Annotated in this window: 18 protein-coding genes; 10 read left to right on the top strand and 8 right to left on the bottom strand. The window is 47.9% G+C overall.

All coding sequences use genetic code 11. The annotated features are described in order from the left end of the window. Positions 1-320 (top strand): hypothetical protein (locus Q0340_RS07945; RefSeq protein WP_298082864.1); only part of this gene is annotated, 320 nt, incomplete at its 5' end. Between the two features lie 137 nt (positions 321-457). Here the strand turns inward: Q0340_RS07945 and Q0340_RS07940 are convergent. Genes Q0340_RS07940 through mobB form a run of 3 tightly spaced genes read right to left on the bottom strand, consistent with a single transcriptional unit; the run spans position 458 to position 2,013 of the window. After that, a complete protein-coding gene (locus tag Q0340_RS07940) occupies positions 458-667 on the bottom strand; it encodes a hypothetical protein (protein ID WP_005872202.1) in 210 nt (69 codons plus the stop codon). Continuing rightward, entirely contained in the window at positions 667-1,515 is an 849-nt protein-coding gene (locus Q0340_RS07935) for a class 1 fructose-bisphosphatase (protein ID WP_298082863.1), read from the bottom strand. The genes Q0340_RS07940 and Q0340_RS07935 overlap by 1 nt, the downstream gene beginning before the upstream one ends. A gap of 9 nt (positions 1,516-1,524) precedes the next feature. Continuing rightward, entirely contained in the window at positions 1,525-2,013 is a 489-nt protein-coding gene (gene mobB / locus Q0340_RS07930; RefSeq protein WP_298082862.1) for a molybdopterin-guanine dinucleotide biosynthesis protein B, read from the bottom strand. Positions 2,014-2,112: 99 nt separating this feature from the next. On the opposite strand from mobB, the gene Q0340_RS07925 reads away from it, so the two are divergent. Together Q0340_RS07925 and Q0340_RS07920 are read left to right on the top strand one after the other, a co-directional pair. Continuing rightward, positions 2,113-2,634 carry a hypothetical protein gene (locus Q0340_RS07925; RefSeq protein WP_298082861.1) on the top strand — a complete coding sequence of 174 codons (522 nt, stop codon included), beginning with the start codon at positions 2,113-2,115 and terminating at the stop codon, positions 2,632-2,634. Positions 2,635-2,644: 10 nt separating this feature from the next. Further along, entirely contained in the window at positions 2,645-3,601 is a 957-nt protein-coding gene (locus Q0340_RS07920; RefSeq protein WP_298082860.1) for a hypothetical protein, read from the top strand. 385 nt (positions 3,602-3,986) lie between these two features. Here the strand turns inward: Q0340_RS07920 and Q0340_RS07915 are convergent, their stop codons facing one another. From Q0340_RS07915 to gltX, 5 genes are read right to left on the bottom strand one after another with little or no spacing between them, the layout of a single operon-like run. Beyond that, positions 3,987-4,229 (bottom strand): hypothetical protein, encoded by a 243-nt coding sequence (locus Q0340_RS07915; protein WP_298082859.1) that lies wholly within the window; start codon positions 4,227-4,229, stop codon positions 3,987-3,989. Then, the gene (locus tag Q0340_RS07910; protein WP_298082858.1) at positions 4,208-4,468 is read right to left on the bottom strand and encodes a hypothetical protein; all 261 of its coding nucleotides are present in this window, start codon (positions 4,466-4,468) and stop codon (positions 4,208-4,210) included. The genes Q0340_RS07915 and Q0340_RS07910 overlap by 22 nt, the downstream gene beginning before the upstream one ends. A gap of 40 nt (positions 4,469-4,508) precedes the next feature. Beyond that, positions 4,509-6,173: a lytic transglycosylase domain-containing protein gene (locus Q0340_RS07905; RefSeq protein WP_298082857.1), complete on the bottom strand. Its 1,665-nt coding sequence runs from the start codon at positions 6,171-6,173 to the stop codon at positions 4,509-4,511. Beyond that, entirely contained in the window at positions 6,170-6,466 is a 297-nt protein-coding gene (locus Q0340_RS07900) for a YggT family protein (RefSeq protein WP_177387724.1), read from the bottom strand. The genes Q0340_RS07905 and Q0340_RS07900 overlap by 4 nt, the downstream gene beginning before the upstream one ends. Next, positions 6,460-7,767, bottom strand: a complete 1,308-nt coding sequence (gltX, locus tag Q0340_RS07895) for a glutamate--tRNA ligase (protein ID WP_298082856.1) — start codon at positions 7,765-7,767, stop codon at positions 6,460-6,462. Before gltX ends, Q0340_RS07900 begins: the two co-directional genes overlap by 7 nt. A gap of 114 nt (positions 7,768-7,881) precedes the next feature. Between gltX and mscL the strand changes: the two genes are divergently transcribed. From mscL to Q0340_RS07860, 7 genes are all read left to right on the top strand, one after another. Continuing rightward, a complete protein-coding gene (gene mscL / locus Q0340_RS07890) occupies positions 7,882-8,274 on the top strand; it encodes a large-conductance mechanosensitive channel protein MscL (RefSeq protein WP_298082855.1) in 393 nt (130 codons plus the stop codon). Between the two features lie 9 nt (positions 8,275-8,283). Further along, positions 8,284-8,922: a Crp/Fnr family transcriptional regulator gene (locus tag Q0340_RS07885; RefSeq protein ID WP_298063325.1), complete on the top strand. Its 639-nt coding sequence runs from the start codon at positions 8,284-8,286 to the stop codon at positions 8,920-8,922. A gap of 3 nt (positions 8,923-8,925) precedes the next feature. After that, positions 8,926-10,053 carry a metallophosphoesterase gene (locus tag Q0340_RS07880; protein ID WP_298082854.1) on the top strand — a complete coding sequence of 376 codons (1,128 nt, stop codon included), beginning with the start codon at positions 8,926-8,928 and terminating at the stop codon, positions 10,051-10,053. Continuing rightward, positions 10,054-11,124 carry an archaetidylserine decarboxylase gene (gene asd, locus Q0340_RS07875; protein ID WP_298082853.1) on the top strand — a complete coding sequence of 357 codons (1,071 nt, stop codon included), beginning with the start codon at positions 10,054-10,056 and terminating at the stop codon, positions 11,122-11,124. An 82-nt stretch (positions 11,125-11,206) separates the two neighbouring features. Next, positions 11,207-11,689, top strand: a complete 483-nt coding sequence (locus Q0340_RS07870; RefSeq protein ID WP_297945110.1) for a prepilin-type N-terminal cleavage/methylation domain-containing protein — start codon at positions 11,207-11,209, stop codon at positions 11,687-11,689. Positions 11,690-11,693: 4 nt separating this feature from the next. Then, positions 11,694-14,507: a primosomal protein N' gene (gene priA / locus Q0340_RS07865; RefSeq protein WP_298082852.1), complete on the top strand. Its 2,814-nt coding sequence runs from the start codon at positions 11,694-11,696 to the stop codon at positions 14,505-14,507. Between the two features lie 215 nt (positions 14,508-14,722). Beyond that, a complete protein-coding gene (locus Q0340_RS07860; protein WP_297903843.1) occupies positions 14,723-15,559 on the top strand; it encodes a hypothetical protein in 837 nt (278 codons plus the stop codon). The last annotated feature ends 36 nt before the right edge of the window (positions 15,560-15,595 follow it).

Here is a 15,595-nt window from a genome sequence, read left to right as displayed (position 1 = left end):
CCATGATCGCAGATAAAATTTTGCGAAGCGAAATTTCGCGCTTTAAAATTTTATCCATAAATTTTAAAATCCAGCCGCGGCGCCTGAAATTTAATCGTTTGCCCTCTTTAAATTTAGCCGCACGCTCGCAATTTGGCTACGCCCTCTTTTTAAATTTTATCGGCCGCCGCAAAACAGATGTACTCCAAAACCTGCCCCGCAAAACAGACGTACCGCAGAGCAGACTCCGCCGCAACGCCAAATCGCGCCGTAAATTTTATCGTTTCGCAGCGGGGCAAATTTTACACTGCAAAGCAAGAACCTGCGCGCCGCTGGATTAAATCTGCGCCGCAGAGCAAATTCCGCGCCGCAGCTTGGTTTGCAGAGATTTTGCGCGCAAAGCTCGCTTCGTGAAATCCGCGAGGCAAGAGCTTTAAGCAGTCTGCTTCGTAAAATTCCGCGATCGCAATAGCTAAATTTAAAACGAAAAATCCCCCGTCGCGCCGTGCGACATGCTCTCATAAACCGCCTTGACGTATTTATCGCGCACCGCGCAATCCAGCAGCTTCTCGCACTCCAGGCAGCTGGTGAGGTTATGCTCGGCCTGGCATGCCTGCAGCGCGGCTAAGCTTTTATCTAAAATTTCGTCGTAAACGTCGCGCGGCGCGGCGACCTCGGTATCCGCCATCAGTTTTTCCCGCCGTAAATTTCATGCATCTTCGCGATCTCGTACTTCGAGCCGAAAAAGCAAGGGCTGCTTTGGTGGATTTTCTCAATTTTAAGCTGCAAAAGCGAGCCATTCGCGCCGTCGCTGGTGGCGCCTCCGGCGCGCTCGAAGATGAACGCAAACGGCAGCACTTCGAAGGTTACTCGAAGCTTGCCGCGCGGATGATCGCTGGTAGCGGGGTAGCTGAAAAGTCCGCCGCCTTTTAATAAAATTTGATGCAGATCGCTTACCATCGCGCCGCTGTATCGCAGGCGATAGCCCTCATCAAACAGCGCCCGCACGAGCTTTCGGTGCGGATCGCTCCAGCCCTTTTGCGTCGCACCCGTGGCGTTTAGTTTGCCTTTTTCGCTTAGGCGCAGGTCTTTTATGAAGCTAAATTTGCCCTCGCGATTTAGGCGATAAAGCTTCGGCGCGTCCTCGCAAACGACCATCTCAAGGCGCGGCCCGTAGATGCAATAGATCGCCGCTTTTAAGTTTGCGGGCGAAATTTCATCCTCGTAGATGCCAAATATCGAGCCCACGGCGAAATTTACATCCACCAAGCTCGAGCCGTCGAGCGGATCGTAAGCGACGATTAGGCGCGCATCCTCTCGCAGCGTTAAAATTTCATCTTTCTCCTCGCTGATTAGGGCGCGCACGAGCGGATTTTTGCGAAATTCCGCCTCGATTATGGCGTCGCTTTTTACGTCGAGTTTGAGCTGCGTATCGCCCGTGCTGTTGTGATGATCGGTGTAGCCGAAGTCCGCGTATTTCAGCTCCTCGGCGATTTGTAGCGCGATATTTTGGATTGATTTTACGATCTCTTGCATTTTATTCCTTTACATTTTTTTGGCGTTTTTTAAGATCCATTCGCTAATGCCCACAGCATCGTTGATGTCGAAATTTACCGGGCAAAATTTATCCATCTGCTCGCCGCTTAAATTTGAAGCGATCGCGTCCGAAAATGGCAGATACGCCGGATCGATCCTGCCGCGAAATAGGCTTATGCGCGGCAGCGGCAGCGTCTTTAGCCCCTCTACGAGCAAGATATCAAACTCGCCTAGCATCCGCACGACCTCATCGATTTGCATACAGCGCTGCGAAAAATAGCTCGTCCGCGTCGGGCTCATCACGACGGTCTCGGCGCCGAGCTCGCTAAATTTGGCGCTGTCCTTGCCCTCTACGTCAAAGCGCGCCTTATCGCCCGGATCGTGCTTTACGATCGCAGTTCGCAGGCCGCTTGCGATAAAAATTTTAGCGATCTTGCAAATTAGCGTCGTTTTGCCGCTGTTGGAAGGGCCTGAAAATGCGATAGCAAGTCTTTTCATTTTTAAAATCCGGCTTTTTAAGATGAGCAGATTGTAGCGAATTTAGCCTTTTAAAAAGCAAAATTCGTTAAAATGCGCCTAAAATTCAAAGGAAAATCGATGAAGAAATTTGATTTTAGCGGCGCGCTAAACGGCCTGCTGAAGGGCTCGCTCTTAGCCGCGCTAGCGCTATTTTTAAACTCCTGCTCCGCAAACGATCCCCGTCACGATCCGCTTAAAAACGAGTTTCTTGCCTACACGCAAAAATTTGAATCGGTGCGCGCGGGCGATCGCTATTTGGGAGTGGCGACCTATCTAAATCCCGTCGCGCCCGAGCTTAGAAACGCCGCTGGAGACGAGGTGTTTTTGCTCACCTCCTATCCTAAAGAGATTCAGATCCACGCGGTGCAGATTAACGGCGCAAACGCAAACGTAACGCCGCTGCACGACGGAGATCCGCTTTTGCAAAAGGAGCTTTTTAAGATCGCGTGGTCAAGCCGCTACAAGATCACCGCGCCTAAGAGCGATAAGGACGAGCTGGTGCTTAGCTACCGCACCTCAAATGATCTGGGCGCCACGATGAAATTTCGCAAAGTTTCAAAGTCGCTGTATTGGCAGCCGCAGATCGATCTGAAAGATTAAAGGAGAGAAGGTGGGTTACGACATAAGCTATCACGCGATTGGCAAAGATGAAATTTCGCAGTGGTATTTTGAGCCGCTAAAGCTCGCGCAGAGGGGCGATTTTGAGGCTATCGCTAAAATCGCGCGCGAAGCGGGGATGGATAAATTTTATGTAGAAAAATACGCGGACGGCTTCCGCTCGGCGCTACAGTACGGCACAGGGGGTATTTTTAATAAAACGCACGGATTTCACCTCGCCGTGGCGCAGGGCTATTTTAGAGAGTATTTTTACACGCGCGGCACGGCGTTTAGCTTTTTGGCGGCGCAAAGCTTTAAATTTAAACTCTACATAAGCGATTGGCGCGAAGTTTTGCCGGCGGAATTTCTAGCGGAATTTAGCGGCGAAATTCACAACGAGATCGTCGAGAATTACTGCTGCGGCGCGTATCTTAGCGCTGCTAGCGTGCAAAATTTATTGCGCGATTATGAGGCGGGCGACGAAATCAAATCCGCCGTAGATGAATTTTATGCGCAGAATTTGCCTGTATTTTTAAACGCGCTAAATTCCGCTGCGGAGCTTGAAGTAGGGCTACTTGAGGCTACCGAGGTGGTTGAGCCCAATCCGATCGATCTGAATAGGTCCGAGTCGTTTTCAAATCTTTTTAATTGTGATACGCAGGGCGCGCTGATCTATGCGGAAATCGCCGCGCAGCAGATCGGCGAAGCGATAGAGTGCAGCAATGCAGGCGGAAGCGGTACTGCGGGCGGAGAGAATTCTGCCTCGCGCGGCGCCAATGCAACGGGCAGCGGCAGTGTGATGGAAGCGGATGGCGGCACAATGAAAGCAGGCGGCGAGCATTCCGTCCCGTGCAGCGGCGATATGATAGAAGGCAGCAGTGAGAATTCCGCCGCAGAAGATCATAAAGACGAAACCTCCGCACGCGGCGAGAAGTCGCTTTTCGGCAAGATAAAAGGGCTTTTTAAATAGCAATTTGATCGCTAAATTTTAAAGCAGCTTGCGCGGAGTTAAGGTCGTAAAATTAAATCATCTCTCGCTCGTGAGCGCCGCGCTGTTAAATTTGCTAAAACGGCGCAGGGGAGGCAAGCGTAAATTTAAAACTTGCCAAAATTTCAAAACGGCGGGTTGTATATCGGAAGTTACGAAATTTTGAATCGCCGCAAGCAGGTCGCAAAAGAGGCTAAATTTAAACCCGCCGCAGCCTTACGGCGGGTAATCTGCGAATAGCTTATCTGTTTAAATTCCATAGCCGAAAGTGCCCGATTTGATTTCACGCTACTTAAAATTTTATGCTCTGGCGCTAATTTAATCGCTCACAAAACGCCGCGATAAAATTTCAATAAATTTTTAGATTTTAAAGCTCGTCACCCCATAAATAAAGCTCGAAAAAAGCAAGCGCAAAGATAAAAAAGACTATCAGCGCCGCGCCGCCCGCTCGGACGTAGCTATCGTCTCCTGCGCCGAATTGCACGCAATACGCAAACGCCATAAAAAACAGGCAAGCCGCTAAATTTGCGGAGCGTTTCTTTTCGTCTTTTAATGACGATACGCACAAAATAGCGGCTATTATGAGAACTACGGTCGCAAAAATTTGCATAGCGCGCCGCCTTTCGTGTAGGGCAGAAATAACCTTTGGCTAGCATCAAGAGATAAAATTTCGTCACTGAAGCCAAAATAAATTCCGCACGATTTTATAGCGCATTGCCTACTCGTGCGGTAAAATTTCGCCGCTTTGATCTGCCCGTCTAAGCTCTTGGCGGACAAATTTTGCGCTTTTGTTGAAGCAGCGGCTTTTAAAATTTCTCGCTCGCCGTATTTGAAAATTATCTTTTGCACTCGCCGCCTCTTAAAATCATCCTCCGTGCCCGCCGCCGGCTTAGCGGAAGCTGTCGCTTCTACTCGGTATCAGCAGATCTTGCAGCTCCTGTTGCACCGAGACTTTCGCGCGCGGATCGAGGATCTGCGAGTAGATGATGAAGTTTGCAAGCACCTTTTTGCCGTAGTCCCTACTCTCGGCATACGGCACGAGCTCCATGCTAAGCCACGGCTCAAATTTGCCCTTATTAAACATATCGCCGCGCTGAAGCATCTTTTTGACGAGCCCAAGCCCGCCGTTGTAAGCGTATGCGATGAAAACCGGGCTGTAAATTTTGCGCTCCAACCAGTCGATATGGATGTTGGCGAAGCGGTAAGCGACCTCCGGGCGGAACATATCGTCTTGATCGAAGCCGTCGATTTTGAGTTGCTTTTTGCCGATCTCGTTGGCCAAAAACGGCATAAATTGCATCATCCCAAGCGCATACGATGTAGATACCGATGCGGGCACGAAGCGGCTCTCTTGGCGGGCGAGTGCCAAAATTAGCGCCTTGCGGCGGTTGTCGCCGTCGCCGATGTATTCCATAAACGGCGTCGGATAGAAGTTATCCTTGCCGCCACTTGCTTTATTCATGATGTATGAGTACTCGCCGATGCTTTGCTTGGTGTCGAATTTTTTAGCAAATTCCAAAAGCTGCGGGCGCGACATCCGATCAGCGCTATTTTTCGTGCGAACCCAAGCGAAAGGATCGGTGATATCGTAGCCTTCGATGGAATTTTTATCGGGGTTTGGGATGATTATGTTTAAATTTTTATTTCCCAAGACCTCCTTGGCATAAAGCGCGTAGAGGCTGTAATAATCGCTGCTAGCAAGCTGACGCAAGACATTTTGATCTCCGTTTAGCAGGTAGATCCAAAATTTCGCATTGTGCACGTCGTGAGGCTTCTCAAAGCTAGCAGCCGCGCGGCTAAAAAATGCAAGCGCAGCCCCTTCATCGCCCTGCATGACGGCATTTACGCCCAGCATAAACGCTACGTCCTTTTCTACAGCCGACGGATCGACGCCCGTGAGCGAGCGGCGCAGGCTCGGATATTTGCGGTTGATGAGCGCGTCGTTGAGAACCGCTTTGAAGCCTTTTTGCGAAGCCAGTTCGCTTACGAAGGCTGCGTCGGCGTCGATGTCGATCAGAGCGTCTTTGCCCGCACCTTTTAAGTAGTCGTAATATAAAAAGTAGTTTTGCGCGTTGCGGCTCTGCATAAAATACTCGCTCGGATTTTCGTCGTTAAATCCGCGCAGTAAATTTACGGCGTTTCTACTTGCCGCGTCTTGGTACTTTTCAAGCTGCGAAGCAAGCGTCTCGCGCACCGACGGGCTTAGCTTGGCGATGAAATTTGGATAGGAGCGCGCTTTTTTGCAGGTTAAATTTACATCTAAAATATTTGCCGCCGTTACTCCTGCGCAGCGATCCGGACGCTTAGGAGGGCGAATGGCGCCGAAAATTCTATCTAGCTTCTCTTTTAGTTTGCCTTTGTAGCGAAAGATACTTTGTTTTAAAATTTTAATCTCCGCTTTGTTGTATTTCGTCTCATCTATTAGGCGATAGATGTAATAATCCTTAGCTAGGGATTTGGGTTCGTCTTTGATCTGTTCGTAGCTTAAAATTTTACCGCTACTTGCGGCGCACAGCAGTCCTAAAACAAGGCTAAATTTCAGAAATATTTTCAAATGACCGTCCTATTGATGATATAGATTATCGCGCTGTCAAAGAAATTAAGCACGAGTAGGATAAGAAGCGGCGAAAGATCAAATCCGCCGAAAGTCGTAGGCAGATAGCGGCGCACCAGCGCAAATGCAGGCTCGGTAAGCGCAGAGATGACGCGGAAGATTTTATAAAATTTACCGAACGGATTTGGGCGGATGAAACTCAAAACGCAGGCGATAAAGATCACGATCATATAGGCTTGCAGCGCGTAGTGCAGAGTGATGAGCGCGCCGTAGATCAGGCTGTTTGCTAGCATACGATCTCCTTCAGATCGGCGCGGATCAGCGGATACAGCTCGCTAAGCTCCGGCCCGTGCGGCGCGCCGGTTAGTAAAAACCTAAGCGGCATAAATAGACTCTTGCCCTTTAAATTTGTAGCCTGCGAAAGCGCCGCTTTGAAATCATTAAATTCCATTGGAGCGCCGTTTGAGCTTAATAAATTTAAGATCGCCTCTCGCAGCGCATGCGCCTGCGCCGCCCACTCCTGCGGGATATCTTTCGCGCCGTAGATCGCTGCGATCTTCTCTTTGATCTGCGGGATTAGGCTTGCTTCTTGAGTGTAAAATTTTATCAAAGGCGCAAATTTCGGCTCAAGCTCAAAAAGCTCCGCCAGGCGCTGCTCGCTCGCTCTTTTGATATGCTCGCGGTTTATGAAAGCGAGTTTGTCCTCGTCAAATTTAGCCGGGCTTTTTGAAATTTTAGCGATGTCGAAAAACTCCACCGCCTCATCCATGCTAAAGACCTCGCGCGGCGTTTTGTTGCCCAGCAGGATCAGATAGTTCGCGATCGCCTCGGGCAGGTAGCCGCTTTGAAGCAGCCATTTTACCGAGGAGCTAGCTTCGCGCTTGCTCATCTTTTTGCCTTCGGAATTTAATATGATCGGCAGGTGCGCGTATTTGATCTCGCCGTCGTAGCCGAGGCTTTGGCGGATCCAGTTTTGCTTTGGGGTGTTTGAGACGTGATCCTCGCCGCGGATTACGAAGCTCACGCCCTGCATCATATCGTCGCAGGCGCAGGCGAAGTTATATGTAGGCGTCTTGTCCGCGCGCATGATGACGAAGCTATCGATATTCTGCGGCTCAAATGCGATACGGCCCTTGATCGCGTCGGTAAATTCCAGCGCGTGATCAGGTTTTTTAAGGCGGATAGTAAAGGGCTTCTCACAGTTTAACACCTCTTCATCGCTTAAATGCTCGCAGTGCCCGTCGTAGCGATACGCCTCGCCCGCGTCCTTGGCGGCTTGCTTTTTCGCCTCAAGCTCCTCCTCGCTACAAAAACAGCAAAACGCCTTTTTCTCGGCGAGCAGCTTGGCTGCGAACTGCTGATGAAATTTTAAATTTTTGCTTTGATAATACAGGCTCTGCCACGAGATGCCGAAGCGCTTTAAAATTTCGATGATCTCTTGATCTTTGCCTTCGATATTGCGCGCAGTGTCGGTATCCTCGATACGCAAAATAAAGCCGCTTTTATCCTGCAGTGAGCAGATGTAGTTAAAAATAGCCGCGCGTAAATTTCCGATATGCATATCGCCGGTGGGCGACGGAGCGAAGCGATACAATTTAGGTCCTTTGGGTTTAAATTTAAGCTGGGATTATACTTTTTACTTCCTAATAAAAAGCAAAAACAAAGCAAAAATAGGCTAATATCGGCGCATTTTATTTAAGGAGATAATATGAGTTTCATTCAGGAATTCAAAGAATTTGCGATGAAAGGCAACGTTATCGATATGGCGGTGGGCGTCGTCATCGGCGGGGCTTTCGGCAAGATCGTAACCTCGCTCGTAAGCGACATCATGATGCCGGTTTTAGGACTTCTTACTGGGGGTATGAATTTTACCGATCTTAAGATTGTGCTAAAAGAAGCGGTGGGGCAGACCCCGGCCGTTACGATAAACTATGGCTCGTTTATCCAGGTAACGGTCGATTTTATCATCATCGCATTTTGTATATTCTGCGCGATCAAGGCGATCAATAAGCTTAAAAAGCCTGCTCCTGCTCCAGAGCCTGCCGCACCTAGCGAAGAGGTCAAACTTCTTAGCGAGATAAGAGACCTGCTTAAAAAATAGGTCGCGGCGATGCTTGAGAGAATTCCTTATTTCAAAGCTCTAAGCGCAGCGCAAATCGATCGTTTGGAGCAGATTAGCATCCATAAAAGCTACAAAAAGGGCGAAATTTTATTTTTCGAGGGCGAGCGCTCGCAGTATCTATTAATCCTGCTAAAAGGAATTTTAAAAATCTATAAAACCTCCGCAAAGGGGCGTGAGATCCATATGCGCGAGATCCGCCCCATCTCGCTCGTGGCGGAGATGGTAAATTTCGAAGAGACGAGCTATCCTGCAAGCGGCGTGTTTTCGACAAACGGCGAGGTGCTAAAGATCGATTATGAAAAATTTAAAAACGAGTTTATGAGCGATCCAAAGATTTGCCTGGAGCTTTTAAAATCGATGTCTGAGAAGATCCGCGCGCTAAATGCGGTCTTTGATAATCAAGTCGTGCTTAACTGCGACGGCAAGATCGCTAAGTTTATCAGCGAGAATTTCGATATTTTTATGAGCACGAAATACACTAGAATAGCCAAAATTCTAAATGTTACCCCCGAGACATTTTCGCGCACCATCACTAAATTTAAAAAGAGCGGCGCGCTAATTTTAGACGATAAGCAAGAAATCACGGGCTTTGATAAAGATAAGCTGGACGAGTATATCCAAGGCTAGAGTTTGAAAAGCGCCTATATTTTTCCGATCGTCGGCACGGTTTTATTTCTGTTTTTTAATCTTTACGTTTACAGATCGATCGGCGCGCGCTTTACGCCATATAAAGGCTTCGCTACGTTTCGTCCCGCCTTGAGCTTGCTTTGCGTAGCTTTGGCGATTTTAGATGCGATATTTTTTGTGGGTTTTGGGCTTAATGGAAGCTTTAAAAACGAGCTGCTTTATAAGCTATGCGTATTTTGCATGGCAGCGTCCTTTTCGCTCTTTTTTATCTGCCTTGCTTACGATGTGCTAAGCGCCGCTGCGCATGTAGTTAAATTTAGCCAAAACAGGCGAAAATTTTTAAAAACCTTTATCGACATAACCTTCGTAATAATGGCGTTTAGCTATATTTTTAAAGGGCTTTATAACGCGCTAAAGATACCAAAAGTCACCGAGCGCGAAATAAAAATCAAAAACTTAGCTCGCGAGCTAAGCTTCGTCGTCATCTCGGACGTGCATCTGGGCGAGTTTTTGAAAAAGGAATTTTTGCAAGGCGTCGTAGCGCAGATAAACTCGCTAAATTACGATGCGCTACTGATCGTGGGCGATATGTTTGATCTGCGCTCGGATGAGCTCGGGGATATTTTGCAGCCTCTTGAGGCGATTAAAAAACCTATATTTTTCGTCACGGGCAACCACGAGTATTACCGCGGCGACGCAAGCGGGCTTATCGCAGCGATGCAAAAAGCGGGTGTGCGGGTGCTGCAAAACGAAAGCGTGGAATTTGAGGGGCTAAATTTAATGGGCGTGCACGATCTTAGCGGCTTTCGCTTCGGATATATGCAGCCAGATCTCGGCGCTGCGCTAGTGCAGGCAGACCCCGATAAACCAAAAATTTTACTCGCTCATCAGCCCAAATACGTCGTGGACTTCGTGCGCGACGAGGTCGATCTGTGTATCTGCGGGCACACGCACGCGGGGCAAATTTTCCCGTGGACGCTTTTGGTGCTGCTTAGCCAGAAGTATCTTTACGGGCTGTATAACGACGGGCTGAAGCAAATTTACGTAAGCAGCGGCGTGGGATTTTGGGGCCCGCCGATAAGGGTCTTTGCCGATGCCGAGATCGCGCTGCTTAAGCTTAGAAAGGCATAGATGAGAAGTTTTATTTCGAGGATTTTCGGGATTATCGCCGCGGTGAAATTCCCTAAATTTATACAAAATTTTATCAACCGCAAATATGTGGAATTTTTTAAAATCGATATGAGCGAATTTGATCCGCCGCAAAGCTACGCGAGCCTAAACGCGCTTTTTACTCGCCGCTTGCTGCGTCCGCGCGAGATAGCGACAGACGAGCGAGCCTTCATAAGCCCTAGCGACGGCGTGATCTTTGAGAGCGGATGCTGCGCCGATCTGCGGGCTTTTAGCGTAAAGGGCTGCGAATATAGCCTTAGCGAGCTGCTAGGACGCACGTTTACGGCAAGCGAAAGCGGCGGAGCGGTTAAAAATTTAGATGACGAGGCCGTTGCTACGAACGGGAGCGGCGAGGTTGGAACCGGATGCGCAAAAGATGTCGGCGCAGGGATGAAATTTCGCGCCGCGCAAGTAAAAATTATGGGCGATAAAAACGGCGCAACTTATGCCGCAAGCGGCGTGCGGGCTGAAATTTATAGCGATGAAAGCAGTGTGAGCCGCGAAACGAGCACAGAGGATGCCCAAGACGGCGAAAATACAAAGGGCGTAAATTTAAGCTACGCAAACATATATCTGAGCCCGCGCGATTATCATCATTATCACGCGCCGTGCGATCTGAGCGTGCTGCAGGCGCTTTATATCCCTGCAGATCTTTACAGCGTGGCGAAGAAATTTTTACTTAAAATTCCAAACCTCTACGCTAAAAACGAGCGCGTGATTTTGAAGTGTAAAATGCCTGGCGGCGGGATTTTGTGGATGGTTTTCGTGGGCGCTTTAAACGTAGGTAAGATGAGATTTGATTTCGATGCGCGAATACAGACGAATGCATGCGCAAGTAGAGCTGAGGCGCTTTACGAATATGAAAATTTAAACTTTAAAAAGGGCGATCATTTGGGAAATTTCGAGCTGGGCTCGACGATCGTGCTCGTAGCGCAAAGCGAGTTTTTAAAATTTGAAACCCCGACTGATACGTCCGTAAAATTCGGACAAAAAATCGCAGAATTTAATGAAATTTCACAAAATTCCATTTAAAATGCAGGATTTTTTCTTTAACTAAAATTAATTTTATTTAAATTTAGCTATAATCATCTCACTTTAAATCAAAGGATTTAACATGAAAAATTTAAAAGCTTTTACGATGATCGAGCTTGTTTTCGTCATCGTCGTTTTAGGTATTTTGGCGGGCATCGCGGTGCCTAGATTAGCCGCTACGCGCGATGATGCTACTATTGCTAAGATGCGTGGGGATATCGCCGCCATTAGAAGCGGACTTTCGCTAGTTAGAAGCGAGAATATGATGAGAGGTGTGACTACGTGGCCTGGTCTAGAAGCTAATCCAGATGTAGCCGGTACGCTTTTTGAAGGTGTTTTGCAGCAGCCCATCTATCCAATGAAAGCTGGTGGCAGAAACGGCTGGAGCTTAGTTGCAAATGGTAATGCTAATGCTACGTCCACATATACAGCTACCGTTGCCGGTCAATCAACTACTTTTAACTACTATCCGACTGCGGCTTCTAGACCTGCAGGCTCAACGGTTAATGTAGGTTCGTTCGACTGCAATCATCAACAGCCTCTTTGTCAATCCTTAGCTCAATAGCTAAATGCTCTATTATGAAGTTGCGGTTTTGGGCGCCAGCCTAAAGCCGCTTACTTATAGTTCAAATTTTAAAATTCCAGCTTATCGAATCGTATCCGTTCCTGTAAAATCGAGCGTCAAATCCGCCGTGATTCTGTGCGAGGTTGCAAAACCGACCTTCAAAACCAAGGAAATTTTAGAGATTTCGCAGCTTAAATTTACCTCATTTCAGATCGCACTTGCAAATTTTATCGCGTACTACTATGTCTGCGAAAAGAGCGTTGCATTTGGGATTTTCGAGCCTGCGAGCGATACGGCGCAGGATTTGCGGAATTTGCAGGAGGATCCTACGACCGAGCGGAATTGCGCTTGCAAGCAAATTTCCGTTATTAAGCCAACCTCCGCTTGCAAGCAAATTTCTACCCGCGAACAAAATTTTATTTCCGAGCAGGATTCCATCACCACACAAAATTCTACGCTCGACGATGACTTTAGTGCCATACAAAATTCCGCCTCAATCCAGAAGTTTGCATTGACGAGAAATTCTACTATCTCAAAAAATTCTGTTACCGTCATAAATTCCGCCATCGCGCCAAATTCCATGCAAAGGCAAAATTTAAAACAGGTACCAAATCCTACCTCACAAAATTCGGCATCAAATTCTATCACCGCGCAGAATTCTATCCAAGAGAGGGACTTTGTCGATGAGCAAAATTCCGCTTCAATTCAAAACTCTACATCGGCGCAAAATTCCGCCACCATGAAGACCGCCATAAATTTTGCTGCCGCGCCGGGTTTGGCGCACAAACAAAATTCCATCATCGCGCAAAATTCGATCCAAGAGCGGGATTTTGCCGAGGGAGAGAATTACGTTTCGATTCAGAATTCCGCTTCAGCGCAAAATTCCGTCCTAATTCAAAATTTCGACGCTACCGCGCAAAGCCCCATTTCGCAGCCGCTACTCCCGCTTCAAATAGGTAAAATTCCAAACCTCACCCCCGCGCAGGAGCAAGCGCGTAAATTTGCCGAAGCCAATGAGACGTCGCTGATTTTCGGCGATACGGGCAGCGGCAAGAGCGAAATTTATATCGCGCTGATCGCGCAGGCGCTCGCTGCGGGCAAGCAGGCGCTGTTTTTGATGCCCGAGATTTCGCTTACGCCGCAGATGACGAAGCGGCTACAGAGCTATTTTGGCGAGCGGCTCGGCGTCTGGCACTCTAAAATTTCGCCCAAGAAAAAGCGTGAAATTCTAGCGAAATTTAACGCAGGCGAGATTCGGCTCATCGCGGGCGCCCGCTCGGCGCTGTTTTTGCCCTTTAGCGATCTGGGTCTCATCGTCGTGGACGAGGAGCACGACGACAGCTATAAATCGGCTGCTGCGCCGCGCCTAAATGCCCGCGACGCCGCGATTTTCGTCGGCAAAAAGCTTGGCATCCGCGTGGTTTTGGGCTCTGCGACGCCCGCGCTTAGCACCTACGCGAAGCAGCCGCACTTCCGCCTGCGCGGCACCTACTTTAGCAGCGCCAAGCGCTTCATTTTCGACGAGAGCGAGACGGGGCTGAGTTCTAAAATTTTAACCGAGATTAGGCGTAGCCTCGAAGCGGACAAGCAGGCTGTCGTGTTTTTGCCGACGCGCGCGAACTACAAATATATGGTTTGCGAAAACTGCGGGCAGATCGTGCGCTGCCCGTTTTGCGCCGTCGGGATGAGCTATCACGCGGACGCTGCGGCGCTGAAGTGCCATTACTGCGGCTTTAGCACGTTTTACAAGGCGTCTTGCGAAAACTGCGGCGGCGAGGTGATGCAGGCGCGCAAGATCGGCACGGGCGAGCTCGCGGCACAGCTTGCGGCGCGTTTCCCAAGCGCCCGCATCGCGAAATTTGATCGCGACGAGATCACCACGCAGCGCAAGCTCGAGGCGCTGCTAAATAACTTCAACGCCCATAAAATCGACATTCTGGTAGGCACACAGATGCTTAGCAAGGGGCACGATTACCATGGCGTCGATCTTGCGGTGATAATGGGGATCGACGAGCATCTGAGCTATCCCGATTTTAGGGCGCGCGAAAAGACGCTAGCGCTTGCGATGCAGGTGGCTGGCCGCGCGGGCCGCTCGGGGCAGGGCAGGGTCGTCATACAGACGCGCCAGAGCGGCTTTTTTGGGGATTATATCGAAAACTACGACGATTTTTTGCGCGACGAAGCGGAGTTTCGCGAGGGGCTCTATCCGCCGTATATGCGACTTTTGCGCGTGCTAATCTCGCATAAAAATGAAAAGGCGGCGAGCGAAATAATGAATGCCGCGCTTGAGCTTTTACGTCGCAAACAGGCGAGAGGCAGCGCGTTTGCATCGTATGACAGATTGGATACGGGCTCGAAGCGAGCAAGTTTAAATGCTTTAAATTTAGAAAATGCCGCAGGGGGCGGCAGCAGCGAAATATTAAATTCTGAATTTCAAAGCTCGGATCTGTGCAGGGACGACGCAAATTTAAACCATCAAAAAAACACCTCAAATTTGAAAAATGCCGCGCAAATTTCAGCTTGCGACGGGGACGCGGATAGCGTAAATTTAAAGCCTGAAAGAAAGAGCGCTGCGCAAAATTTTATAAATTTAGCGGCCGAAAATGCTGCCGAAAATTCCGCGCAGTATTTGAAAGAGAAGGCGAGTAAGAGCTTTGAGATCATCGGCTACGGCAAGGCGGGTATCGCCTATATCGCGTCGAAATTTCGCTTTGAAATTCTGCTGCGCGCTAGCTCGCACGTGCCGCTAATCAACGCCGCGCGCGCGCTTGAGCATCTGCCCGTCGAGATCGATATGGATCCCGTAAACTTCGGCTAAGCGCGATTTGTAAAATTTTATTCGCATAAATTTTGTCCATAGAACCTGCAGGATTTGATGTATTGCAACGCTGAATTTTTATGCTTTACCGCCTATCTCATATTAAATCAAAATCAAAAAATAATATCAAATTGTTAAGTATAATTTAACTTGAGTGAGGATATAATGCACCCATAAGTCTAGTATGATATTGCTCTTTTTGAATGGAGGACAGAATGCCTAGATTTGCTTTACTTATAAAATTTACGCTTGTGATCATACTTAGCGTATCGTTTATAGATGCAAACGATACGAACAATACTACTACTGCTATGCCTTGGATGTTAGATTCGATTTTATCAAAGGTACGGGATAGAAATATTACTAGAAAGAGCAGTGAAACCAATGCGACTTTTGGTATTACTACTTTTAACAGTAAAAGCGTGTATTTTTGGCAAATGGATCAAAACGCGACCCTTAAGAAAGAGTATGAAGAGCATTTGGCTAAAGAAAGAGACTTTTGCACCGATTTTTACGACGATCTGTTTAAATGGAAAAATATAAGCGCTATCCGCCCTGTAGTTAACGATAGCATAGATTATAATGATCCTGAGCTAAAGCAAAATATGAGTGATTGTTGGTATATGGATATGAATAGAACGGTTCAAGCAGGGTATCGTGGCAGAGGTTTCACTTTGTATAAGATCGGCGATCATAGGCTTTTATATATAATGTTCTATAAGTATGCGGAATATAACGTATCGAACAATCTTGCTAAAAATTTAGCCTATATTTTAGATATCAAAGAGTGTACCAAAGCTATAAGGGATTTTAATTATGATCCGTATAAAAGTAGGATTCATCTAGAAAATTATAGAAATTATGTGGAAGGCGTTTATTTTAGACCCATTTTTTATGAAGATAGATACTACGCGTTGGATATTGAGAGAAATCTTCCTGGCTTGGGCTTCGGCTTTACTATAAGGCTTAAGGAGATTAAAGATAGTAAGTTGGAGACTAAATGTGAAATATCGTATCTGATAGATAAAAAGAAATTTTTTACTAAGGAGTAAATCATGCAAACGCATTCAGTTGGTTCGAGAGATACC

The organism is uncultured Campylobacter sp., assembly GCF_938045595.1.
Taxonomy (GTDB): Bacteria; Campylobacterota; Campylobacteria; order Campylobacterales; family Campylobacteraceae; genus Campylobacter_B.
This window is presented reverse-complemented; position numbering and strand designations above follow the sequence as displayed.